The sequence below is a fragment of the Rhodothermales bacterium genome (assembly GCA_040221055.1).
Taxonomy (GTDB): Bacteria; Bacteroidota; Rhodothermia; order Rhodothermales; family UBA10348; genus 1-14-0-65-60-17.
In genome coordinates this window covers 74,623-99,373 of the sequence record JAVJVN010000014.1, presented here as the reverse complement: position 1 = coordinate 99,373, position 24,751 = coordinate 74,623, and the positions used below count along the sequence as shown (strand labels likewise).

The following is a 24,751-nucleotide window of genomic DNA, read 5'->3' as shown; positions in this document are numbered from 1 at the left end:
TTCCCATCACTTGACCTCTCCCTTGCCCATGACGGCCTTCTTTCTCGCGCTGTTTTTGACGTTTGCCACGCAGAACGCGGCGACCGCCCAGGTAGACACCACGTTTTCCGTAATCCTGTCCGGTGGCCATGTGTACGGCAGTCCCCTCCCGGCGGGAACGGTGGCCGATATCGGCATCAAGGGCGACCGGATTGCCGCCATCGGTGATCTGTCCGGCGCCGACGCCGCGCGGCGGCTGGACGTTACCGGGATGGTGGTGGCGCCGGGGTTCATTGACAGCCACAGCCATGCCACGGGCTCCAGTCCGTCCGGGAGTGCCCTTGTCCAACGCCCGTTGGCCGAGAACTATATCCGACAGGGCGTGACCACGGTCATGGGCGGGCAGGACGGATCGTCAACGCTCGACATCGGGGGCTTCCTGGCCTGGCTGGATCAGGACCCGGCCGCGCTGAACGTCGGGCTGCTCATCGGGCACGGATCCATCCGCGGAGCGGTGGTCGGCCAGGACGACCGGGCAGCCACGCCGGAGGAGATGGAGCGCATGAAGTCGCTGGTCGCCAAGGCCATGCAGGACGGGGCGTTCGGGTTGTCATCGGGATTGGAGTACACGCCGGGCTATTTCGCGGACGCCCGGGAAGTGGCCGTCCTGGCCGGGCCGGCCGCCGCGGCCGGAGGCCTCTACATCAGTCATATCCGGGACGAGGGCGGGCGCCTGCTGGAAAGCGTGCGGGAAGTCATTGACGTGGCCGCGGCGGCCGGCATCCGTGCCCAGGTGACGCATCACAAAGTCATCGGCAAGGGTCGGTGGGGTCGCAGTGCTGAATCCCTGGCCCTGATTGATTCCGCCCGGACCGCCGGGCTGGATGTGTCGAGCGATCAATACCCGTACACCGCATCGAGCACCGGCCTCACCATCCTGTTTCCGGCGTGGGCAAAGGACGGTGGGTTCGAAGCCCTGGTGGAGCGGTTGGCCGACCCGACGACCCGCGCCCGCATCCGGGCTGAGGTTTCCGAGCACATCCGCATTGAACGCGGTGCCGACCCCGCCACGATCGTGGCCGCCGTCTGCGACTTCAACCCCTCCCTCAATGGCAAGAGCCTGGCCGACCTCCTTGCCGACCGCGGCCTGCCGGTGACGGTGGAAGGCGCTGCGGATATGGCCATCGAACTGGTGGAGGCGGGAAGTTGCTCCGGGGTATTCCACTCCATGTCCGAGGAAGATGTGGAACGCATCATGCAGCACGAAATGACCAGCATCTCATCGGATGGCGGTGTCCCGGAGTTTGGATCCGGCGTTCCGCATCCCCGCAATTATGGTACGTTTGCCCGCGTTCTTTCCCGGTATGTGCGTGAGCGGAACCTGCTTGACCTGGAAACCGCCATCCACAAGATGACGCGACTGCCAGCCGCACGGTACGGCATTGAGGACCGGGGACGGCTCGCCGTCGGACTGAAGGCGGACATCGCCGTCTTCCGGGCTGAAGACGTCCGGGATACTGCTGAATTCGGAGCCCCCCACGCGTACGCCGAGGGTTTTGTCCATGTCCTGGTCAATGGCCGACCGGTGCTCCTGGAAGGGAAGATGACCGGCCTCCGACCCGGACAGGCACTTCGAATGGCACGTTAGGAGGCTGTTGGAAGATTTGGAGGATGCGCGACGAAGGGGAACGATTGATGCCGCCTGCTATTTAGATTAAGTCTAAACAACTCCTGCATCTGATCCACAACCATCGATCGACGCCATGCGTATTGCCGCTATCCTGGCCCTGACGGCCGTATTCCTGACCTCCTGCACGAGTCCCGATGTAACCACACTGACGGTGTATTCCGGTCGCAGCCAGTCGCTGGTGCAGCCACTCCTGGATGCCTTCCAGGCCGAAACCGGAATTGAAGTGGAGGTCCGGTTCGGGGATACCGCCCAGTTGGCGGTGGCGCTCCTGGAGGAAGGCGAGCAGTCGCCCGCCGACCTGTTCTGGGCCCAGGATGCCGGTGCGCTTGGTGCCATCCAGGATGCCGGATTGTTCGCACCCCTCCCGGACGAACTGACGCGACGGGCAGGCGCAGGTTTTTCCGCATCGGACGGTGCGTGGGTGGCCACCAGCGGTCGTGCCCGGGTCCTGGCCTGGTCCTCCGACCGGTTGGAAGCGGAGGCATTGCCGGCATCCATCCTGGATCTGACGGACCCACGGTGGGCCGGGCGTGTGGGATGGGCCCCCACCAACGGGTCATTCCAGGCCGCCGTAACGGCCATGCGCGTGGAGCTTGGCGAGGATGCCACACGCGAATGGCTGATGGCCATGTCCGCGGCCGGTACCAAGGCCTACAGCAACAACCGGAGTATCATCGAAGCGATTGCCAACGGTGAAATCGACCTGGGCCTTCCCAACCACTACTATCTCTACCGGTACAAAGCGGACGATGCGGCATATCCGGTGGAGCAGACGTTTTTCGAGCCGGGAGACATCGGCAATCTCATAAATGTGGCCGGAATAGGCCGATTGACGTCGAGTGGGAATGCCGAGGCTGCCGAACGGCTGATTGCGTATCTCCTGTCCGATGAATCCCAGGAATTCTTCGCCCGGGAAACGTTCGAGTACCCGGTGGTGGAGGGCATCGCCCCAAGCACCCGGATTGCCGATTACGATCGGATTTCGGACCTGAAACCCGATGTCCGCCTGGAGAACATGCGTGACCTGGAGAGCACACTCACGTTGCTGCGCTCGGTCGGGTTGTTGTAGTTGATCGGAAGCGGCCGACGATACCGATTCGTCCGGGCATGGCCCATCTGGGTGCCCGGCATCCTGGTGGCGGCAGGTGTGCTGTTGCCGGTGGCCTATCTCGTCGTCCGGGCGGCAACCACGCCCCCGGAACTGGCGGTGGACCTGCTGCTGCGCATGCGGAACCTGCGTTTGCTGGGCAATACGGTCCTCCTGGCCATCGGTGTCCTGGCGCTCACGACCGCTGTCGCCCTGCCCCTGGCCTGGCTGGCCACACGGTCGGCGCTTCCAGGCAGGCGTTTGATTACGCTTCTCGGGGTGCTTCCGCTGTCCATTCCCGGGTATGTCATGGCCTGGGTGCTCCTGGCCGCCACGGGACGGTACGGCACAGCCGCGCAGTTGATCGGGCTGGAGTTGCCTCGTCTGACGGGATACGGGGGGGCGTTGCTGGCTCTGAGCGTCTACACTTTTCCGTATCTCTTCCTGAATCTGCGCTCGGCCCTGTTGGGATTGGATGTTTCGCTGGAGGAATCGGCCCGTGTCCTCGGGATGAATGAGCGCCAGGTATTCCGACGCATTGTCCTGCCGCAACTCAAACCCGCCTGGTTGGCCGGAAGCCTGCTCATCGTGCTGCATGTGCTGGGCGATTTCGGCGTCGTATCGCTCATGCGGTTCGAGACGTTCTCCTATGCCATTTACCTGCAATACACGGGTGCATTCGACCGGATGTATGCGGCTTGGCTGGCGCTCATGCTGCTGGGATTGACGGCCAGTCTGTTGTGGGTGGATGCACGCGCGCTGAAGAACACGTTCCTGGCGCGCCGGGGACCGGGTGTCGGGCGTGCGGGATACGTGCGGGAACTGGGCGGTTGGGCATGGGTGGCCTGGCCGTTCCTGCTGACCGTGGCCACGGTGAGTCTGTTCGTGCCGGTCGGCACACTGTTGCACTGGACCTGGACCGGGATCCAATCGGGGCATTCAGCCCTGTTGCCATCGGTCGTCGGCTCCATCAGTGCCGCACTGCCGGCCTCGGCGCTGACCGTGATGTTGGCCCTTCCGGTGGCTTGGGCGGGCGTCCGGATGAAATCCTGGCCGGTGCGCTGGCTGGATCGATTGACCTATCTGGGATACGCCATTCCCCCGCTGGCGCTTGCTTTGGGGGTCATCTTCCTTTCCCTGGCGTTGTTTCCGGCGGTGTACCAAACCACGGTGCTGCTGGTCGCGGTATTGAGCCTCCATTTCCTGGCCGAAGCCATGGGGCCCATCCGATCCGCCTTCTTCCGGACCAACCCGGCGATTGAGGAATCGGCCCGCCTCCTGGGACGGACCCCGCTGGCTGCGTTCCGCGAAACCGTCCTCCCGGTCATCCGACCCGGGATCGTCGCCTCGTTGGCGTTCGTATTCCTGTCGGTCATGAAGGAACTTCCACTCTCGTTCCTGCTTTCCCCGGTGGGCTTCGAGTCGCTCGCATTGAATGTGTGGGGGTATACGAACGAGGCCATGTATGCCCAGGCGGCACCCCATGCCCTCTTGATCGTGCTTTTTTCGGCCCTTTTCGTCGGACTGCTGCTGAACCGGGAAGTCAAGCGTTCCCCGAACATCCTTCCGCCTCCCCTGACGTGACTTCATCCACACCCATATTGACGGTGGACGGCGTTACCCGCCGGCACGCGAAAGGATTGCCGCCGGTGGTCCGGGATTTGTCGTTCTCGGTCCGGGAAGGGGAGATGTTCGCCTTGCTGGGGCCCTCGGGGTGTGGCAAGACCAGCTTCCTCCGCGTCCTGGCAGGATTCGATGCGCCGGAGGCGGGCACCATCACGTGTCAGGGAAAGGTCCTGAACCGGGATGGGACGTACCGGGTGCCTGCGGAGAAGCGGGGGATCGGCTTCGTGTTCCAGGACTATGCGCTCTTCCCCCACCTGACGGTGGCCGAGAACGTGGCCTTCGGGATCCGGAAGGATCCGGACCGAGCCAGCGACGTGGCCTATCTGCTGGACGCGGTGGGTCTACACGGGCTGGGTCAGCGTTTTCCACACGAGTTGTCGGGTGGGCAGCAGCAGCGGGTCGCCATTGCACGCACACTCGCCCCACGACCGTCGCTCGTCCTGTTGGATGAGCCGTTCTCCAACCTGGACGCCCGGTTGCGGCAAAGTACCCGATCCGAGATCCGCGCCATCCTCAAGCGATTCGGGATTACGGCCATCATGGTCACCCACGATCAAGAGGAGGCGCTCTCGTTCGCGGACCGGGTGGCGGTCATGCGTGACGGCCACATCCAACAAGTGGGGCAACCGGAAGAGATCTACTACCGTCCCCGGACGCCGTTCGTGGCCCAGTTCCTGGGTCTGACCAACCTGATCCTCGGGGATGCGGACGGCACGCGGGCGAAGACGACTTTTGGCGAAATTGCGTTGAATGAACAGGCCCGGGGGCAGACCTGGATCTCCATGCGCCCGGAGCACCTCACGCTGGTCCCCTCCGGCAGGGTGACGCCAGGTGATGCCGAAACGGGCACGATCGTGCGGCGGGAATTCAAGGGCCACGACATCACCTTCACGGTCCGTGTCGGGTCCACCGATGTGCTGGTCCACACGGACAACCGGTTCTCCAATGAGGTCGGTGACCAGGTCCGCATTACCGCTCTGGAGCCCGGAATCGTGCTGCACGACGAACCTCCCGCGGTCTGTCCGTGAGCCGGTTGCAATGCCTGCGGCACTAACCCGTGGACGCTGCTCTCCACGGAAAATTCCCGGGTGTGTGGTTCCAGTCGCGTTTGGTTTTGTATCATTCGCTGTTTGCGCAGGTCGAAACCTCACTCACAACCCTTCAAACAGCCATGATTCACCGATACAGCCTGTTTATCATGCTGCTTTTTGCAGCATTTGTCCTGTCCGCTGGAAGCGCTTACGCCCAGACCGGTACGATTTCGGGGCAAGTCATTGACGCCGACGACGGTCGGCCCGTGGCCGGTGCCAACGTGGTGGCTTTCAACGCAGGCGGATCGCTGGTCAACGGCGCAGCCACGGACCTGGAAGGCCGCTATTCCTTCACCGTTGCCCCGGGCACGTATTCCCTGCGGGCCCGGTTCGTGGGCTATCAGGAAGAAGAGGCCTCGGTAACCGTCACGGCTGGCGGAACGGTCACGGCCGATTTCACGATCGGTCAGCAGGGTCTTGAATTGAACACGGTCGTCGTAGCCGCATCCCGACGCCAGGAAAAAGCCCTCGATGCACCAGCATCCGTTTCCATCATCGGCACCCAGGAGGTCGCCCGTGACGTGGGCACGTCGTCCGTGGAAGCCCTGCGCACGACGCCAGGCGTGGACATGCAGCAGACCGGTGTGGACCGCCGCGAAATGGTCATCCGGGGCTTCAACAATGCGTTTTCCGGCGCAGCCTATGTGCTGACCGACTACCGCCAGGCCGCCGTGGCCTCGCTGGCCGTCAACATCTACAGCATCATGCCGAACATGAACATCGATGTGGACCGCATTGAGGTGGTCCGCGGCCCGGGATCGGCGCTCTATGGTGCCGGTGTGGATGCCGGCGTGGTCCACTTCGTGACCAAGGATGCGTTTGCCCACCCCGGAACGACGATTTCCGTGCAGGGAGGGGAGCGCTCCCTGTTCTCCACGCAGCTTCGTCATGCCGGAGTGATCGGTGCGGGCGGCAAGGTCGGCTACAAATTGACAGGCATGTACGGCCAGGCCAACGACTGGGAGCTGGATCCGAACGACCCGGTTGATGCCCCGGAATTGGCGGCAACCGGCCCCCGCGACAACGACTACAGCAAGCTGAACGTGAACGCGTCGGTGGAATACCGTTTCTCCGATGAAGGCTCCCTGACCGTGAATGGGGGCATGTCGCGGTTGAATTCGACCGTCCTGTCCGGCATCGGCACGTTGCAGGCGGACGACTTCGGGTACAATTACGCCCAGGTGCGACTCCGTTTGAAGGACTTCTTTGCCCAGGTGTACTACAACATGACCGACGCCGGAGACTCGTTCGTGTACGGACAGGACCTGGATGGTGATGGGGTCGTCGACCCGGTCATCGACAACGGTGGCCAGCTCGTCGGCCAGGTCCAGTACGACATGGAGTTCATGGGCGGTCGCCAGAACGTGATTGTCGGAGCGGACATGGAGCTCATCCGGCCGGACACCGAAGGCACCATCCTCGGCCGCAACGAGAATGATGACAACATCGATGAATTCGGCGGATACGTCCAGTCGACCACGGCGCTCACGAACAAACTGGATGTCACGGTAGCCCTTCGCGGCGATTACAACAGTGTGGTCGATGCCTTCCAGGTATCTCCGCGCGCCGCCCTCGTGTTCAAGGCGAACAACAGCCATTCCTTCCGGGCCACCTACAACCGGGCCTTCTCGTCGCCGGGTACGAACTCCAACTTCCTCGATATCGTGGCCGGCCAGGTAGGCGGCCTCATCACGGTGCGTGGCCGCGGTGCCGCATCCGGATACACCTGGGAACGGAACCCGGCGTTCGCGCCAATTGCCGGAACGGACCTGGTCGCCTCCAGCCTGAATCCTGCGGCCATCGGTGCCAAGACCCCGGTGGGCCTGCCGTTGGATGCGACCTATGCATCGGTCTATGCCGGCCTCGCTGGACTCGGAACGCCAACCATCCAGGCGGTCCTGGCCCAGAACGGGATCAATCTGCCTGCCCAGGCCGTCGCCCAATTGGTCGCCCTGCTGTCCCCACAGGGCGGCACGAACGTGCAGGGCTTCTCGCGCGGGCTGATGGGTATCGTGAACCCGACCACGGGAATCCCTGCCTTCGTGAACGGACTCACGGACATCGAGCCCCTCGACCAGACAATCACGCAGACGTTCGAGGTCGGGTACAAGGGCGTCATCAACAACAAGTTGCTCGCCACGGTGGACGTGTACTACTCGAAGCGGAAGAACTTCGTGGGCCCGCTGCTCATGGAAACCCCGCTGGTCTTCGTTCCGAATCTGTCCAATGACCTGACGGCCGCGATCAGTGCGGGTATTGCCGGCAACGCTCAGTTGGCGGGTGCCCTGACCCAATTCGGGCTGACCCCCAATGCGGTGGCCGGGTTGCTGGTGAACCTCGCGGGAGACGGGCTGCCGGACGCCAGCACGCCGGTGGCCATTGTCCAACCCATTGAAAACAATCCGGGCGTCGGAGCGGTGCCGGAGCTCATGCTCACGTACCGCAACTTCGGCAACGTGGACTTCTACGGATCGGACATCGCGATCCAGTACCTGGCCAGCGACGCCCTGAGTCTGTTTGCGAACCTGTCCCTGGTCAGCGATGACTTCTTCGACGACGAGGAACTGGAAGAGCCGGGCAGTGGCCTGACGCTCGCGCTGAACGCACCGACACTCAAGGGGCGTGCAGGCTTCCAGTACACGTTCGCGAACGGCCTGTCCGTGAACGGTAGCGGCCGCTACGTGGAAGAATTCCCCATCCGGTCGGGCCCGTACGAGGGAACGTTGGAGTCCTACTTCCTGTTGGATCTGGGAGCGGGTTACGACCTGTCCGAATTCACCCCGGGCCTGCGCCTGGACGTGAACGTCACGAACGTGACGGATAACATGCACCGCGAATTCATTGGTGCACCCCAGCTGGGTCGGATGGCCATGGGCCGCCTGACGTACAGCTTCTGAACAAGGCGTGGTCGCACCACGCCCCATTAACCTGAACCACTGCTTGCCGACTGGACTGGGGGCGGTGTGCGGTACTTTCAGGGGCCGGAGCCTGTATCCTGCCGCCCACCAACACGCCACGCGCGCTCATGCTTTCCGACTTCATGCCCCTGTTCCTCCAGCTGGCCATTGCGGCTGGATTGTCCTTCACGTTGTTGAAGGCGGCGGCCCTCATTGGTCCGAACCGTGCCAACCCCATCAAGCAGAAGGCATATGAGAGTGGCATGGACCCCATCGGGTCGGCACGGGAACGCTATTCCGTGAAATTCTACCTCGTCGCCATGATCTTCATCGTGTTCGACGTTGAAGTCGTATTCCTGTATCCATGGGCGGTCAGTTTCAAGGAGTTCCTTGCCGCCGGGGCCGGTCCCGGCGTGATGGCCGTGGTCATCCTGTTTGTGACCATCCTTGCCATCGGCCTCCTTTACGACATCAAGAAAGGCGGACTCGAATTCGACTGACGTGACCTGGCGATACCCATCTGTGAGATTCCATATTGTGAGATTCCATGGCGAATGATTCCTCAATGAGCGAAGGCTTCCTGACCACGCGCGTGGATGCCGTGGTTAACTGGGCCCGCTCCAACTCGCTCATGCCCATGCCCATGGGACTGTCGTGCTGTGCCATCGAAATGATGGCCTTCGCCGCACCCAAATACGATGTCGCCCGATTCGGCAGTGAAGCCATGCGCTTCTCACCGCGGCAGGCCGACCTGATGATCGTGGCGGGCTGGGTCAGCTTCAAGATGGCCCACACCATCCGCCGTGTCTGGGACCAGATGGCCGATCCCAAGTGGTGTATTGCCATGGGTGCTTGTGCGTCGACGGGTGGCATGCACCGGTGTTACGGTGTGGTGCAAGGCGTGGACAACTTCCTGCCGGTGGACGTTTACATTCCGGGTTGCCCTCCGCGCCCCGAAGCACTCATCCACGCGCTCATGGACATCCAGGAAAAAATCCGGAACGAATACTCGGTCGAACAGGACGGCATATTCGGTCCCGAGCACGCCGCCGTGGCTCCCGCCCGGCCTCAGATCCTGACCGGAGCGGGCGACGATGTCATGACACCGGCTGGTCTCGAACATCAGCAATAGGCAGAGACCCATGGCAAAAAAACAACCCGAAACGCTGGAGTTCCATTTCCGACCGGCCCCGCCGGTCCTGGAGGCGGGCCCCAACCCGCATGCGAAGTCCACGACGGAAGTGGACGACACCGTCCAAGCCCTCCGTACCGCATTCGGCGATGCCGTGCTGGACGTGGTGGAGTACGCGGGAGAGCGGACCGTCTTTGTCCCGAAGTCCCGCATTGTCGACGTATGCGCCCACTTGAAGACGGAACTCGGGTATACCTACCTGGCCGACCTGGGTGGCGTGGACCGGTTCACGGAGGAGGACCGGTACGAGGTCATGTACAACCTCGTGAACATGGACGCCGGCAAACGCATCCGTCTGAAATGTCGTGTGGACGAAGACGACCTTGTCGTGCCGTCCATCACGTCGGTCCACAAGTCCGCCGACTGGAATGAGCGGGAGTGCTGGGACATGTTCGGTATCCGGTTCGAGGGTCATGGAGATCTCCGGCGCATGTTCATGCCCGAGGATTTCGAGTATTTCCCCCTGCGAAAGGAATTCCCGCTCCTGGGTGTTCCCGGTTCCCTGCCTCTCCCTCCACAGACGCCCACCGGTGATCAGGTGCTGGATCCGTACCCCCGTGCACACGGATCCATTCCGCCGAAGAGCTATGAAGAAGCCCAGCGTGACGTGAACTGACATGAGCATTATCCAGACGACCGATTTCAAAGACACGCTCAAGTTCTGGCCACGCCACAACGAGGCCCTGTACCGCCGGCTCGAAACCAAGCATTCGTGGATGGAGCACGGACAGGGCGACGGTTCACCCGCCGACCCGCTGGACAACGAGATGGTGCTCAACATCGGACCGCAGCATCCGGCTACGCATGGCGTCCTCCGTTGTGCGGTCCAATTGGACGGTGAGACCATCGTCAAGAGCGTCCTCGACATCGGATACCTGCACCGCGGCGTCGAAAAACTGGCCGAGTCCAAGACGTACCAGGAGTTCATGCCCTATACGGACCGCATGGACTACCTCGCGCCTTATTCGAACAACGTGGCATGGTGCCTTGCGGTCGAGAAAGTTGCCTCAATCGACGTCCCTGAGCGTGCCCAGTGGATCCGGATGATGATGTCCGAACTCGCGCGCATCTCTGCCCACCTCCTGTGGATGGGTGTCGGGCTCATGGATGCCGGGGCGGTGTCGGTGTTTCTCTGGGCCTTCCAGTTGCGTGAGGACCTGTACTCCATTTTTGACCATGTCACGGGGGCCCGGCTCACCGTATCGCACAGCCGCATCGGCGGCGTCGTGACCGACGTCGACGACACGGGCATGGCCATGATCCGGGACTTCACCGAGAGCTTCCCGAAAGCACACGCCGGATGGGTCAAATTGCTCAACCGCAACCGGATCTGGATTGACCGGAATGTGGGCATCGGCATCCTTTCAAAGGAAGATGCACTGGATCTGGGCATGACCGGTCCGAACCTCCGTGGTTCCGGCATCGAGCACGACATTCGACGTTTCGAGCCCTACCTGAAATACGACGAAGTCGAATTCAACATCCCGACCCGGCAGGATGGCGATGCGCTGGCCCGTTACTTTATCCGCATGGAGGAGATGATGGAAAGCATCCGCATCATCCGGCAGTGCCTGGAGAAGCTGGAAACCGTGAAGGGTCCGGTTCGCTCGGACGATGCGAAGCAATCGTATCCCGGGAAGAACGAGGTCTACTACTCGATGGAAGGCCTCATCCATGACTTCATGTACACGGACACGGGTACCTGTCCGCCCAAGGGGGCGTCGGCCTACCATGCCATCGAGGCGCCCAAGGGCGAGTTGGGCTTCTATATCGAATCGGACGGGACGGGCAAGCCCGCCCGTGTAAAAATGAACACGCCCAGTTTCACCAATCTCCAGGGCCTGGAGCACATGCTGGAAGGCGGCATGATGGGAGACATGGTCATTCTCATTGGAACGGTAGATCCGGTCCTCGGCGAAGCAGACAAATAGCAGATTATGGCTGATTTCATCAAGCATCCCGTCGTGGAGTTGCCGGAGCGCCAACCCGATCCGGTATTCACGCCGGACGAACTCGTGTTCACGGCGGACGAGACGAAGCAGATCCAGACCTGGATTTCGCGTTACCCCACGGCCGATGGGGCCATCATGCGTGTACTCTGGTTGGCCCAGGAGAAATTCGGGTATCTGCCGCCTGAGGTCATCCAGCTGGTTGCCGATGCCGTGGAGGTCCCCTATGCCAAGGTGTACGGTGTCGCCACGTTCTACACACAGTACTTCAAGGAGAAGAAAGGCACGTACGTCCTGGACGTATGCACGTGTTTCTCATGTCATCTGTGTGGTGGATACGACATGTTGCATCACCTGGAGAAGAAGCTGGGCATCCACAAGGGTGAAACGACGCCTGACGGACTGTTCACCATCCAGGAAGCCGAATGCCTTGGCGCCTGTGGATCGGGCCCCATGCTCCAGGTGACGAACGGTCCGTACGTGCACAATCTGACCGAGGACAAGCTGGACGCTTTGGTGGATGCGCTCAAGGAGCACCGAATGCCGGCCTTTGAGTCGGTAACGCTCCCCCAGGACGAGGATGAGATGGGCGGAAATCGTCGCAGCGATGTCACCGCCACCGAAACCTACTCCGTCCGTCCCTTCTCCGACACGCTCAAATAGTATTCAGTCATGGCATCGAAAGCAGGCGATTGGCGCTCCTACAAACGGGTCATCCTTCCTCCGGTGAAGGATCTGCACCGCTTGGAGGTCTACGAGGAGCAGGGCGGTTATGCGGCCTGGAAGGACGTCCTCACGTCGGACAAATGGGATCCGACGTCGGTCACCAACGAGGTGAAGAAGAGCAATCTCCGCGGACGCGGCGGTGCCGGATTCCCGACGGGGCTCAAGTGGTCCTTCATGCCCCCGGTCAACCCGGACATTCCCCGGTTCCTGTGTTGCAATGCGGATGAATCCGAGCCCGGTACGTTCAAGGACCGGCAGATCATGGAGTACAATCCGCACCTGCTCTTCGAGGGCATGCTGATAGCGTGCTACGCCATGAGCATCAAAACCGCGTATCTGTATGTCCGTGGAGAGTATGCGGACTGGATCAGCCAGATGGAGCGGGAGCTCGAGAAGGCCTATGCCAAGGGGTACCTCGGGGAAAACATCCTTGGATCCGGCTTTTCGACGGACATAGTCATCCACAAGGGAGCAGGTGCCTACATCTGCGGTGAGGAGTCGTCCCTCATGAACTCGCTCGAAGGCAAGCGAGGCTATCCGCGGGTAAAACCCCCGTTTCCGGCCCAGAAGGGCATTTGGGGATATCCGACGACCATCAACAATGTGGAGACCCTGGCCTGTGCCCCGCTCATCATTGCGCGTGGAGGCGACTGGTACGCCGGGATCGGTGCCCAGACAGCGCCAGGGCCACTGCTGTACGGTATTTCCGGGCACGTAAATCGCCCTGGTGTCTATGAATTCCCTACGGGCATGCTGATTACGGACCTCCTCGACGAGGTGGCCGGTGGCATGCGAGGAGGAAAGAAATTGAAGGCGTTGGTTCCGGGCGGTAGTTCCACACCGGTTCTTCGGGCCGACATGCTGGATGGCGTGACGATGGACCCGGACGGGTTGCGTGAGGCCGGATCCATGCTGGGAACGGCTGGCATGCTGTTCATGGATGAGGATACGGACATGGTCTCATTCCTCCGTCGGATAACACACTTCTACGCGCACGAAAGCTGTGGCCAGTGCACTCCCTGCCGGGAAGGAACGGGTTGGCTGGAAAACATCGTGACGCGGATAGATGAGGGAGAAGGCAACCTGCGCGACCTCGATCTCCTGATTGACCTCTGTACACAGATGGAAGGCCGGACCATATGCGCCCTTGCCGATGCCGCCGCCTGGCCGGTCAGATATACGGTGACGCGCTTCCGGGAAGAATTCGAAGCCAAGTGCAAACCGTCCCTGGTGGCGACCGGTGTTTAACCTTTTGTTCAACTGAACCACTCATGACCCGATTCGCTTTCGTTCTCTTCCTCTTGCTGCCATTCATGGGCGGTTGCGCAGACACGGCCGTGGAGACACCGCCGGTTCTGTTTGCTGCCTATGATGTGTTCGGCCAGGAGTTTGACCAGGCCGAGATCATGCCCGTCCAGCAGGTAGCGAGCCAGCCTTCGGACTTCATGGGGACGCCGGTCAAGGTGTCCGGAATGATCACGGAAGTCTGTCAGGGACGCGGCTGCTGGATGACCCTCCAGGTCTCCGACACGCAATTGGTCCGCATCGTAATGCCCCGCGACGAACACGATCAATACCTGTTCACGCTGGACAAGGGCATTTCCGGACGCCGCGCCATTGTTCATGGTACATTGGACGAGTCGACACTGGCCGAATTCGAGGCCCCCATGCACATGGATGACGCCTCCGAAAATCACCACGCGGAAGAGGGGGGAGATCACCATGCAGACGATGCCAGCCCTGAACTCCATATTACGGCCAGCGGCGTGCTGGTTGAAAAGCTTGCGAGCAACGAAGACACGATCTGACAATGACCAAAGTCACCATTGACGACCAGGTAATTGAACTGGACGGCAGTCCGCGGCTGCTGCAGCACTGTCTGGACAGCGGGGCGGAGATTCCTCATTTCTGCTATCATCCAGCCATGTCGGCGCCCGCGAATTGCCGGCAGTGCCTCGTTGAAGTCGGCATGCCGCAAATGGACCGGGAGACCCGTAAGCCGGTCGTCGGAGAAGACGGCAAGCCCGTCATCCAGTTCATGCCCAAATTGCAGACCAGTTGCACCATGGACGTGGCGGATGGCATGGTTGTCCGCACCCACAGGACCAGTGAGCTTGTACGGCGTGCCCAGAAGGACAACCTGGAATTCCTGCTCATCAATCACCCGTTGGACTGCCCCATCTGTGATCAGGCCGGCCACTGCCCCCTCCAGAACCAGACCTACAAGTACGGCCCGGAAGGATCCCGATTCGAATTCCGGAAGGTGGCCAAGCCGAAGCACATTGACCTTGGACCCCGCGTGGTGCTGGACGGTGAGCGCTGCATCAACTGCACGCGCTGCACGCGATTCACACAGGAGATCTCGAAATCCAACCAGTTGACCATTATTGAACGGGGCGTCCGGAATTACCCCATGACCCCGCCCGGAGTCGAGTTCGACGAACCGTACTCCATGAATGTGATTGATATCTGCCCGGTCGGCGCATTGACGTCGAAGGACCACCGCTTCAAGGCCCGCATCTGGGAAATGAGCCGGACCGCTTCCATTTCGACGGTCAACGCAAAGGGCTCGAATTGCTGGTACTACGTCAAGGACAACCAGATCATGAAGGTCACGCCGCGGACCAACATGGACGTGAACGAATTCTGGCTTGCGGACGAGGATCGGCTGGATTACCGCACATTCAATGAAAATCGCCCTGCCGGACCCACGGTCAATGGCGCACCGGCTTCATGGGAAGCTGCCTTCCAGGCCGCTGGAGCCCTTTTGAAGGGCCTCGATGGCAAGCGCATTGCCTTCATCGGATCGGCCTACGCAACGACGGAAGACAACTGGCTGCTGGCACAGCTTGCGGACGCCGTCGGTGCCGACGTGCCATCCTATCTTCCGCACGTGGAGCCCGGGCATGGAGACGGATGGTTGCGCACGGATGATCGTACACCCAACAGCCAGGGCTGTGAACGGCTCGGATTCAGTGCCCTGGATGCCTCGGTGTTCACGGCCCGCCTGCGGGCCGGCGATTTCGACGCGGTCTATGTCCTCGAAGACGACCCGGTAGCAGCCGGTGTGTGTTCAGTGGACGATCTTGCTTCCGTCAAGGTCATCCTGCACGAATACAACACCACCAACCAGACACTCCCCGCGGCCCATGTGACGCTGCCGGCAGCGACGGCGGTAGAGACCGTTGGTACGTTCGTGAACTGTGACGGACACGCCCAGCGCCTCCGCCCTGCCAAGGCCATCAAGGGAATCAACCGCACGCTCGCCATGGAAATCGGAAAGAGCCGGGCGGACCTGCATGGTACGCCGTACGACCGGTGGTACAACGAACAGAACATGGTGGATTGCGAGCCCGGATGGGTCTCCCTACCTGCCGTGGCCGCCGAGCTGGGTATTGAAATGAACTGGAAAGGCCCGAAGGCCATCATGGCCGCTTTGTCGGAGGCCAACCCGGCCTTTGCCGGAGCCACCTACGAGGCCATGGGAGATCACGGATTCCGTCTGGCCGAGGTGGGCCAGACCACCACTTGACACGCTGACCCCGACGACTCATGGAACTCGCCTGGTATTGGACGGCACTCATTGCCTTCGCCATCGTCAACTTTCTGCTGGTATCGGCATCCGTCCTCGTGTATGCCGAGCGCAAGGTCTCAGGATACATGCAGAACCGGCCCGGACCGAACCGGGTGGGTCCATTCGGCTTCCTTCAGCCGTTCGCGGACGTGCTGAAACTCGTCTTCAAGGAGAACATCGTCCCGGTCCTGGCCAATCCATTCATCCATTCTCTGGCCCCCATGCTCATGGTGGTCATTGCCATGGGTGCGGGCGCGCTCATTCCTTTTGCCCACAATGTGGTCATCGCCGACATGGATGTGAGCGTCCTGGTCCTGCTGGCGCTGACGTCCATTTCCGTCTACGGGGTTACCCTTGCGGGCTGGAGCTCCAACAGCAAGTATTCGCTGCTCGGTGGCCTGCGGTCCTCCGCCCAGATGATCTCCTATGAGTTGTCCATGGGGCTTGCGGTCCTGTCCGTGGTCCTGATTGCCGGGTCGCTGAGTCTCACCACCATCGTCGAAGACCAGGCAGGCGGATGGGGCTTCTTCGGCTGGAATATCTTCCGGAATCCCATCGGGGCCATCCTGTTCATTGTCACCGCGTTCGCGGAAACCAACCGGGCGCCGTTCGACCTGCCGGAAGCCGAACAGGAGTTGGTCGGAGGGTACCACACGGAGTACTCGGGCATGAAGTTCGGCATGTTCTTCCTGGCGGAGTATGTCAACTTCTTCATCGCATCGTTCGTGATCGTTACGCTGTTCTTCGGCGGGTACATGCTGCCGTTCGAGCCCCTCATCCTGAGCACGTTCCCTGCGCTTGTTGACTCGGCATGGTTGACGGTCCTTCAGTTGCTGTCCATCCTGGTGAAAGCAGGATTCTTCGCCTTCGTATTCATCTGGGTACGGTGGACGCTGCCCCGGTTCAAGTATACCCAGCTGATGACACTCGGCTGGCAGTACCTGTTGCCCATCTCCCTGGTCAACGCCCTTCTCATGGCAGCCATCCTCGCATTCACGTCCTGATACTGACATCATGCCCATCCTGGCTCCGAGCATTCTGAGTGCCGACTTCGGCCGCCTCGCGTCCGAATGCAGGGCCGTGGTGGAAGCAGGAGCCGAGTGGTTGCACATTGATGTGATGGACGGACATTTCGTGCCGAATATCACGATTGGCCCACTTGTGGTGGAAGCCCTTCGGCCGTTGGCCAACGAAACGGGTGCATTGCTCGACGTGCATCTCATGATCGAGCACCCGGAACGGTATGTGGATGCGTTTGTCGCGGCCGGGGCCGATTATGTGACGGTCCACGTGGAAGCCTGCACCCATCTCCATCGCACCGTGCAGCAAATCCGTGATGCCGGGGCCCGCCCGGGCGTTACGCTCAATCCGGCGACGCCGCTCCATGCACTGGACGAGATCCTCGAGGATGTGGACCTGGTGTTGGTCATGTCCGTGAATCCCGGATTTGGCGGTCAATCCTACATTCCGTCGTCGACCGACAAGATCCGTCGTCTCCGTGCACGTCTTGACGAGGCAGGATCGAAGGCCCGCCTGGAAGTGGATGGCGGCGTGAAGCCGGACAACGTGGCAGAAGTCGTCGGCGCCGGCGCCGACGTGGTGGTCGCCGGGAGTGCTGTTTTTGGCGGATCGGGTGATATTGCCGGCAACGTCCGCGCACTGATGGACGCCTTGGGCGCCCGCTGAGTCCTGTATTCGGTCATGGTTGCGTCCTATATTCGGTCATGATTGCCATCCTGACGTTGCTGCTCACGACGTACGGCACCGGGGACGTCCTCCCGCCCAAGGACACCGAGTGCTTTGACCAGACGTTCTGCATTGAGACGCTGGAGCGGGATGGCACCATCACGCTGGAGGCGTCGCTCCTGGTCTCGTGGGATATCACGATGTCCGTTCACCTCGAGTTGGTCAATTTGCGCTCGACAGAAAGCATGCCCCTGGTGCGTACCGTCTCGGCCGACCGGAAGGCTCCACTGGTCGAACTTCAGGTCGACAACCCGGATGAACCGTGGTCCTACTCGTTCAATTTCAGCTGGGTTACCGGTTCGGCAACGGCGGTACATGCCGCCAGTGTAACGTATGCCCTTCCGTTCGAACGCGGTACGTCCTGGTTGGTGGGACAGGGATACAATGGCCAGGCCACGCACAGGGGCAAGTACGCACTGGATTGGGCCATGCCCGAGGGGACCGCCGTGCGGGCGGCACGAGGCGGAATGGTCGTTTCGGTCGAGGCAGACTTCCGCACCGGAGGCCTAGACGATGAACTCAAAGGGCAGGCCAATCATGTTTCCATACAGCACGACGATGGAACGATTGGAACATACGTTCACCTTCGACACGGCGGCGTGGAGGTGGAAGAAGGCATGCATGTCCGCGAAGGCGACCTGCTGGGTTGGTCCGGGGGCACCGGATACGCATCCGGACCCCATCTCCATTTCGAGGTCTATACGGTCAATGATGACCTCACACGGACCACCATTCCCGTGGAATTCCGGACTCGTGGCCGGTCCGCCGAAATGTTGATTGAAGGCCGGACGTACGGTCACTGAGACCGGGCCTCAGCGACTGCTTCCAATGGTCAGGGTCAGGTCCACCCACTCAGCCTGTCGTAACACCGTGATCTGCACCGTGTCGCCCGGCCGGTACTCAAAGAGCCGCGCCACGAATTCATCCCGTGTGGATACGCGCTCGCCCTCCAGGAACTGGATGACATCGTACGGTTGGAAACCCGCATCGGACGCGGGGGAACCCGATTCAACTTCTTCCACGAACACCCCGCGCGCTGCATCCATGCCCAGCGCCTGGGCAATCTGGGCCGTTACACTCCGACCGGACAGACCCGTGAAATAGGAGCGATCCACGAATCCGTTCTCACGCAACTCCTCAAGGACCCGATGGACACGCTGTGCAGGTACGGCGAACCCGATGCCGATGGACCCGCCCGATTCGGAGTAGATGGCCGTATTCACACCAATCACCCGACCCAATGCATTCAGCAGGGGACCACCGGAATTCCCGCGGTTGATGGCCGCATCCGTCTGGATCATGTCCAGGTAGAATCGGTTGCCCTGCGGCGTGAGGTCCCGGTTCGTGGCGCTGACGACCCCCACGGTCACGGACGGATCCGTCGCCTCAAACAGCCCGAAAGGGTTTCCCAGGGCAATTACCCACTCTCCCACGATCGGCTCGGATGCCAGGTCGAACTCGACATACGGCAATGGAACGTCGGTGTCGACCTTGAGCAAGGCCAGATCGGTGGCGGTATCCGTGCCGACGAGACGGGCATCGAAGGTCGTTCCATCCGGCAGGGCGATGGCAATCTGGGTGGCCCCGGCCGCTACGTGTTCGTTGGTGACCACATATCCGTCGGCGGAAATAATGAATCCCGAACCGGCCGACTGGACCTGCCGCTGCATCAGCTGGGTCCGCTGGCGACCATACATGAACTCCATCCAGGTATCCCAGAAGGGATCCCGGGCACGGACCTGCTGCACTTGCGTCACGCTTATGCTCACCACCGCAGGCGACGCCCGTTCCACCGCACGGGTAATGGCAGTGGTCCTGCTCATGTACAGACTGTCAGATACCGTGACAGTCGACTGCGGGACAAAGGTATTTTGCTGACTTTGAACCGGTTGGTCACAACCCGACAGTGCCAGGATGATCGAAAACAGGAAGATTAAACGAGACATCATTCCGATGGGCTAAGCATGGTAGGGCATCCGTACGGACAGGGCCGACCCGGGGTTCACTGCCCCAGGAGGCGGCCCCGTTCCGCAGGGCGGTCAAGAAGCTCCCGGGCGCGGCTCACCCAGGCGTCGTCCGTCAGGGAACGTTCAAGGGCGGCCTGACCCGACAGCATGCGCACGCGGAGTTCCTCGGCGATCAACCCGGTCAACCGCTCGGCGTATCGGTCGAAGTCACCTTCCTTTTCTGTCCGGAGCCGGCGCTCCACGTCCGACAGCGCCCCGGCCGTCGCATCCCAACCCGCTTCCCGCATTTCTTCATCCAGGAGCGCAAGCTGTTTCTCGGAAAGGGTCAGGTAGGAGAACTGTCGGTCCGCGAGCCACGATCGGAACTCGGCCAGCAGCCGGTCCTGATTGGCGACGCACGCGTCGAAATCCAGCGTGGCGCACTGTGTCGCGGCCTGGTGATCAGCAAACAGGAAGAACGCCCCGTTTTCACGCAGGGCGGTCTCGAGCTCCGACACGAAAGGACGCTCCATTGGAATATCCGGTTCGACGCCCACACCCGAGCGCACGGTCCGCCCTTCGGGAGTCTGGAAAAGCCGCTCCTCGGGCACGGCCACCCGGGACGATGCAGTATTCAACTCGGCGGAGTGGATGGAGCGACCGCTTGGAAGGACATAATGGGCAATGGTCATCTTGAGCGCTGCGTTGTGCGGCAACCGATGCACGACCTGGACGAGCCCCTTTCCGAACGTGGTCGTTCCCAGAACCACGGCACGATCGTAATCCTGGAGGGCACCCGCTACGATTTCCGATGCGGAGGCGGAATATTCGTTGATGAGCACAACCACCGGGAGGTCCGGGAACAGCGGATCGGTATCGGTCCGGTGGACGGTGTCCGCCGTTCGATCCCGGGAGCGTAGCGTGACGACGGGAGAATCCTTGGGCACGAACAAACCGACGATTTCGACAGCATCCTCCAGCACGCCGCCCGGGTTGTTGCGAAGATCAAGAACCAATCCATTCAACCCGGCACCCCGGGCCATTTCCCGGAATGCGCGGCGGACTTCCCGCCCGGATCGGGGGCCGAACTGGTCAAGTTTCACGTAGCCGTAGAGGGCCGTCGTATCGGGTCCGAGGTAGCCGGCCCAACGGACATTATCCCGATCCACGGGAACGCGAGGCAAGGTGAAGGTCCTCGGTAAGTCCTCGCCGGTGCGCTGGATGACGACCTCGACCGTCGAGCCGGGTTCACCGGACAGCAGATCGTAGGCTTCGGACAGGGTCAGCGTAGCAGCATCGACACCGCCGATTCCCACGATGACGTCGCCAATCCGAACGCCTTGCCTGTACGCCTCGGCGTTCGAGCCGGGCTCGAAGACCGTCAGCCGCCCCGCCCGCTCGCCCAGCGTGAGTCCGACCGTACCTGTGGACTGTTGCATCTGTACACGGGAGTCCGCCAGGTCCGCCTCGTCGTAGAACACCGTGTACGGATCGAGTTCGGCGAGCATGGCCTCGATTCCGGCACGCATGAACGGTTGCGGTCGAATGTCATCCACGTATCCGAGCACCAGTTGCTCGTAGACTGAGCCGAAAATCTCGAAATTCCGCCGCAGTTCGAACAGATCATCGTCCCCGGACCGGACGGCCATCAGAACGAGTGCGGCCGCCACGACGGCAGGAGCAAGGATTCGTACCGAGGGTCGTCTCATGGGCGTGCAGCGTCTGTGTGGATCAAGGATCGTCGGAAAGGGCGGCCTTCAGTTCACGCTCTCGTCGCCGCTGGACGACGGCCGCAATACCAATGGACGCCTCGTAGAGCAACAGCAACGGCATGGCAACCAGCACCTGCGAAAACGGATCGGGCGGGGTAAAGAACGCACCCAACACGAGCGCCACCAGCAACGCATATTTCCTGACACGCCTCAGGGCGGCGGGCGTTGCAATACCCAGCTTGGCCAGGAAATAGATCACCACCGGCATCTGAAACAGGATTCCCGTTCCGAACGACCAGAACGTGATCATCTCGAAATACTTCGTGATGTCGAATTCGTTCTGGATTTCGGGGGAAATCTGGTATGCGGCGAAGAACTGGAGGGCCAACGGCGTGATGACGAAGTACCCGAAGGACACCCCGAGAATGAAGAAGAACGTGGCAAACACGGCCGAGAAGCGAAGCCCTTCCTTTTCATTGGGATACAGGCCCGGTTCAATGAACCGCCACAAGTAGTAGATGAAGATCGGCGAACCGATGATGGCCCCGACGACGAGCGCCGTCCCCCAGTCCGCAAAAAACTGCCCCGTGATGGTCCGGTTCTGGATGACGAACGGGGTCACCTCCATATTGAACACGCGGTACGAGATGAAGTCGGGGTTCTTGGGAGCCAACAGGATATGTTCGATGACCCACCGCCGGTAGACACCCGCCACGGCCGTACATGCCACGATGGCGCTGAATCCCTTCAGCAAAGACCACCGGAGTTCTTCCAGGTGATCGAGGAAGCCCATCTCCGCCTGCGCCTCGATATCGACACGCGCATCGGTACCGGGCAGGCTTTTACCGGCCCGCTTGCGCATGACCACATCTTTCATCCTACCCACGGCACGACCGATCATGTCATTTCCTCAGGTTCAGGTCCAGGATGGAGTCGACCCAGAGGCCGTGCTCTTGCAGGCGGGCACGCCCACCGCTCCACGTGAAATGGAACAGGCAGATCATGCCGACCACCTGGAAGCCATCGGCACGAAGGAGCTCGATGGCTTTCATGGCACTGCGACCGCTGTTCAGGATATCGTCCAGGAAAACAACCGGCTTGTCGCGCGAAATGGGGCCTTCGACCAGGCGCCGGCGCCCATGGGCTTTACGGCTCTCCCGGACGAATCCGCCCAGGATGGGCACCGGCGCCTGGGCCGCGACAGCCGAAGAAACCAACGCATAGGACCCGAATCCATAACCCGCAACCTGGTGGATGCCTTTGGCCGTGAGTCGCCCGGCCAGCACATCCCCGACCTCACGCATGATGTCTCCCCGCAACATGGGGATCCGCGTATCCAGCAGCCAGCCGATAGGCTGTCCGGACGGGTCGGTAATGTCTTCGTTCTCCCGCCGGACCAGGGCCAGCTCGTACAGCCGGCGCCCCAGGTCCACCAACTCATCGTACACGGGATTCGTCATCAGACCGTCACAAAGTCGTACAGGGGGTACCGGGCGGTCATCTCGTGGATGGTCGATCGGGTCCGGGCCTGCACTGCTTCGCTGGTGGGGTCCTGCAACACCGCATCGATCAACTGGACCACTTCCCGGAATTCCGATTCTCCGAGACCACGGGTGGTCATGGCCGGCGTACCCAGCCGGATGCCGGATGTCACGAAGGGACTCTCCGTATCGTACGGAACCATGTTCTTGTTCACCGTAATGTCGGCGGCCTGCAGTGCGATCTCGGCATCCTTTCCGGTCAACCCCTTGTTCCGCAGGTCCAAGAGAACGATGTGGTTGTCCGTACCACCGGATACGACGTCATATCCCCGCTCGGTGAACGCGGCAGCCATGGCCTTGGCGTTGCGGATGACCTGGGCACCGTACGTTTTGAAATCGTCGGCGAGGGCTTCCTTGAAGGCGACAGCCTTGGCTGCAATCACGTGCATGAGCGGCCCGCCCTGCATGCCGGGAAACACCGCAGAGTCCAGGAGTTCGGTCATCATTTTCACGCGGCCAGACTTCGGGGCCACTTTTCCGAACGGGTTCTCGTAGTCGCGACCGACGAGGATCATGCCCGCCCGGGGTCCGCGCAGGGTCTTGTGCGTGGTGGTCGTCACCACATGGCAGTGTGGCATGGGATCGTTCAGCTCTCCGGCGGCAATCAAGCCCGCCGTGTGTGCCATGTCCATCCACAACGGGGCGCCCACTTCGTCCGCAATCGAACGGAACGCCGCATAGTCGAAATCCCGACTGTACGCCGACGCACCGATGGAAATCATCCTGGGCCGTACGGTACGGGCCTTGTCGCGAACACGGTCCATGTCGATCCGCCCCGCCATGGGCCCCTCCTTTTCTACGCCATAGTATTCGGCCTTGTAGAGGATGCCGGAAAAATTGACCGGACTCCCATGCGTAAGATGCCCTCCGTGGGCCAGATCGAGCCCCAAAAAGGTGTCTCCGGGCTTCATGAACGCAAGGTAAACGGCGGCATTGGCCGATGCGCCCGAATGAGGCTGCACGTTCACCCACTCACAGCCGAACAGGGCCTTCGCCCGGTCACGCGCCAGATCCTCGGCAATATCCACGAACTGACATCCGCCATAGTAGCGCTTGCCCGGCAGACCTTCCGCATACTTGTTCGTGAGCGTGGATCCCATGGCCTCCAGCACGGCACGGGAGACGAAATTTTCGGATGCAATGAGTTCGAGACCTTCATTCTGGCGTCGGGCCTCACGAGCCAGCGCGTCGTACAGTTCGGGATCCTGGGTCTGCAGAGTCGACATGGGCAAAAATCGGATGTTGTGGAGAGGCAACGCACCAAACCCCGGTTCAGTTCATCATGGCGTAGATCAAAATGTTCGCCCCCATTTTCAATGCCCGTTCCCGCAATTCCGGCGGGTTGTCGTGGACGACTTCGGGATCCCAACCGTCGCCCAGGTCGGATTCGTACGAGTAGAACACCATGAGACGATCGTTATCGTCCAGGATACCGAACCCCTGGGGCGGTTTGCCGTCGTGTTCGTGGATTTTCGGGAGGCCGTTCGGAAACTCGAACTGCGCATGGTAAATGCCGTGACTGAACGGCAATTCCACGAATTCCCGGTCCGGGAACACCTTCTTCATCTCCCGCCGGATGTGTACGTCCAGCCCGTAATTGTCGTCGACGTGCAGGAAACCGCCCTGCTCCAGATACCGACGCAGTCGCATGGCCTCATCGGGAGAAAACCGGAGATTCCCGTGACCCGTCAGGTACACGTAGGGAAACATGTGGAGATTGTCGCTGGTCAGTTCCACGACTTCCTCCCGGGGAGCCACGTCCAGCAGGGTCGTCGTCCGGACGAACGACAACAGTTCCGGCAGGGATTCAGGGTCGGAGTACCAGTCGCCGCCGCCTTCGTATTTCAGTCGCGCGATGGTCATGGCATGGTCGTCCTGGGCCAGCACGGGCGAGCCGACCGCACCGATCAGCAGCAGGAGGGTCAAGATCAGGACGGGTGTCGGCGTGCCCGAACATCCGGATGGAAGCCGCATGGAACGTACCTTTCTGGTGAT

At 61.4% G+C, this 24,751-nt stretch carries 22 protein-coding genes; 16 read left to right on the top strand and 6 right to left on the bottom strand.

The window, feature by feature from the left end; all coding sequences use genetic code 11:
- Positions 1-28 precede the first annotated feature (28 nt).
- From RIE53_08065 to RIE53_07990, 16 genes are all read left to right on the top strand, one after another.
- The gene (locus RIE53_08065; GenBank protein ID MEQ9104641.1) at positions 29-1,627 is read left to right on the top strand and encodes an amidohydrolase family protein; all 1,599 of its coding nucleotides are present in this window, start codon (positions 29-31) and stop codon (positions 1,625-1,627) included.
- 115 nt (positions 1,628-1,742) lie between these two features.
- On the top strand, positions 1,743-2,738 hold the full coding sequence (locus tag RIE53_08060) for an iron ABC transporter substrate-binding protein (protein MEQ9104640.1): 996 nt from the start codon (positions 1,743-1,745) through the stop codon (positions 2,736-2,738).
- A 51-nt stretch (positions 2,739-2,789) separates the two neighbouring features.
- Positions 2,790-4,340, top strand: a complete 1,551-nt coding sequence (locus RIE53_08055; GenBank protein MEQ9104639.1) for an iron ABC transporter permease — start codon at positions 2,790-2,792, stop codon at positions 4,338-4,340.
- A complete protein-coding gene (locus RIE53_08050) occupies positions 4,337-5,410 on the top strand; it encodes an ABC transporter ATP-binding protein (GenBank protein ID MEQ9104638.1) in 1,074 nt (357 codons plus the stop codon). The genes RIE53_08055 and RIE53_08050 overlap by 4 nt, the downstream gene beginning before the upstream one ends.
- Before the next feature lie 143 nt (positions 5,411-5,553).
- Entirely contained in the window at positions 5,554-8,370 is a 2,817-nt protein-coding gene (locus tag RIE53_08045; GenBank protein ID MEQ9104637.1) for a TonB-dependent receptor, read from the top strand.
- Positions 8,371-8,513: 143 nt separating this feature from the next.
- Positions 8,514-8,870, top strand: coding sequence for an NADH-quinone oxidoreductase subunit A (locus RIE53_08040; protein ID MEQ9104636.1), 357 nt, complete (start codon positions 8,514-8,516; stop codon positions 8,868-8,870).
- Positions 8,871-8,917: 47 nt separating this feature from the next.
- Positions 8,918-9,502, top strand: a complete 585-nt coding sequence (locus RIE53_08035; protein MEQ9104635.1) for an NADH-quinone oxidoreductase subunit B family protein — start codon at positions 8,918-8,920, stop codon at positions 9,500-9,502.
- Between the two features lie 10 nt (positions 9,503-9,512).
- Complete coding sequence (locus tag RIE53_08030; GenBank protein ID MEQ9104634.1) at positions 9,513-10,178, top strand: NADH-quinone oxidoreductase subunit C; 666 nt, start codon at positions 9,513-9,515, stop codon at positions 10,176-10,178.
- Position 10,179: 1 nt separating this feature from the next.
- Positions 10,180-11,493: an NADH dehydrogenase (quinone) subunit D gene (gene nuoD, locus RIE53_08025; protein ID MEQ9104633.1), complete on the top strand. Its 1,314-nt coding sequence runs from the start codon at positions 10,180-10,182 to the stop codon at positions 11,491-11,493.
- Between the two features lie 6 nt (positions 11,494-11,499).
- A complete protein-coding gene (locus RIE53_08020) occupies positions 11,500-12,174 on the top strand; it encodes an NAD(P)H-dependent oxidoreductase subunit E (GenBank protein ID MEQ9104632.1) in 675 nt (224 codons plus the stop codon).
- 9 nt (positions 12,175-12,183) lie between these two features.
- Positions 12,184-13,485, top strand: coding sequence for an NADH-quinone oxidoreductase subunit NuoF (nuoF, locus tag RIE53_08015; protein MEQ9104631.1), 1,302 nt, complete (start codon positions 12,184-12,186; stop codon positions 13,483-13,485).
- A 23-nt stretch (positions 13,486-13,508) separates the two neighbouring features.
- Positions 13,509-14,045 (top strand): DUF4920 domain-containing protein, encoded by a 537-nt coding sequence (locus RIE53_08010; GenBank protein ID MEQ9104630.1) that lies wholly within the window; start codon positions 13,509-13,511, stop codon positions 14,043-14,045.
- 2 nt (positions 14,046-14,047) lie between these two features.
- The gene (locus tag RIE53_08005) at positions 14,048-15,769 is read left to right on the top strand and encodes a 2Fe-2S iron-sulfur cluster-binding protein (protein MEQ9104629.1); all 1,722 of its coding nucleotides are present in this window, start codon (positions 14,048-14,050) and stop codon (positions 15,767-15,769) included.
- A gap of 20 nt (positions 15,770-15,789) precedes the next feature.
- Positions 15,790-16,815: an NADH-quinone oxidoreductase subunit NuoH gene (gene nuoH / locus RIE53_08000; protein MEQ9104628.1), complete on the top strand. Its 1,026-nt coding sequence runs from the start codon at positions 15,790-15,792 to the stop codon at positions 16,813-16,815.
- Positions 16,816-16,825: 10 nt separating this feature from the next.
- A complete protein-coding gene (gene rpe / locus RIE53_07995) occupies positions 16,826-17,497 on the top strand; it encodes a ribulose-phosphate 3-epimerase (GenBank protein MEQ9104627.1) in 672 nt (223 codons plus the stop codon).
- 38 nt (positions 17,498-17,535) lie between these two features.
- Complete coding sequence (locus tag RIE53_07990; protein ID MEQ9104626.1) at positions 17,536-18,360, top strand: M23 family metallopeptidase; 825 nt, start codon at positions 17,536-17,538, stop codon at positions 18,358-18,360.
- A 9-nt stretch (positions 18,361-18,369) separates the two neighbouring features.
- Here the strand turns inward: RIE53_07990 and RIE53_07985 are convergent, their stop codons facing one another.
- The 6 genes from RIE53_07985 to RIE53_07960 all read right to left on the bottom strand — a co-directional run bounded on the left by RIE53_07985 (position 18,370) and on the right by RIE53_07960 (position 24,730).
- The gene (locus tag RIE53_07985) at positions 18,370-19,380 is read right to left on the bottom strand and encodes a trypsin-like peptidase domain-containing protein (protein ID MEQ9104625.1); all 1,011 of its coding nucleotides are present in this window, start codon (positions 19,378-19,380) and stop codon (positions 18,370-18,372) included.
- A 179-nt stretch (positions 19,381-19,559) separates the two neighbouring features.
- Positions 19,560-21,212 carry a S41 family peptidase gene (locus tag RIE53_07980; protein ID MEQ9104624.1) on the bottom strand — a complete coding sequence of 551 codons (1,653 nt, stop codon included), beginning with the start codon at positions 21,210-21,212 and terminating at the stop codon, positions 19,560-19,562.
- Positions 21,213-21,234: 22 nt separating this feature from the next.
- Entirely contained in the window at positions 21,235-22,116 is an 882-nt protein-coding gene (tatC, locus tag RIE53_07975; GenBank protein MEQ9104623.1) for a twin-arginine translocase subunit TatC, read from the bottom strand.
- Position 22,117: 1 nt separating this feature from the next.
- Positions 22,118-22,675 carry a phosphoribosyltransferase family protein gene (locus tag RIE53_07970; GenBank protein MEQ9104622.1) on the bottom strand — a complete coding sequence of 186 codons (558 nt, stop codon included), beginning with the start codon at positions 22,673-22,675 and terminating at the stop codon, positions 22,118-22,120.
- A complete protein-coding gene (gene glyA / locus RIE53_07965; GenBank protein ID MEQ9104621.1) occupies positions 22,675-23,982 on the bottom strand; it encodes a serine hydroxymethyltransferase in 1,308 nt (435 codons plus the stop codon). The genes RIE53_07970 and glyA overlap by 1 nt, the downstream gene beginning before the upstream one ends.
- A gap of 46 nt (positions 23,983-24,028) precedes the next feature.
- The gene (locus RIE53_07960; GenBank protein MEQ9104620.1) at positions 24,029-24,730 is read right to left on the bottom strand and encodes a DUF4159 domain-containing protein; all 702 of its coding nucleotides are present in this window, start codon (positions 24,728-24,730) and stop codon (positions 24,029-24,031) included.
- Positions 24,731-24,751 lie beyond the last annotated feature (21 nt).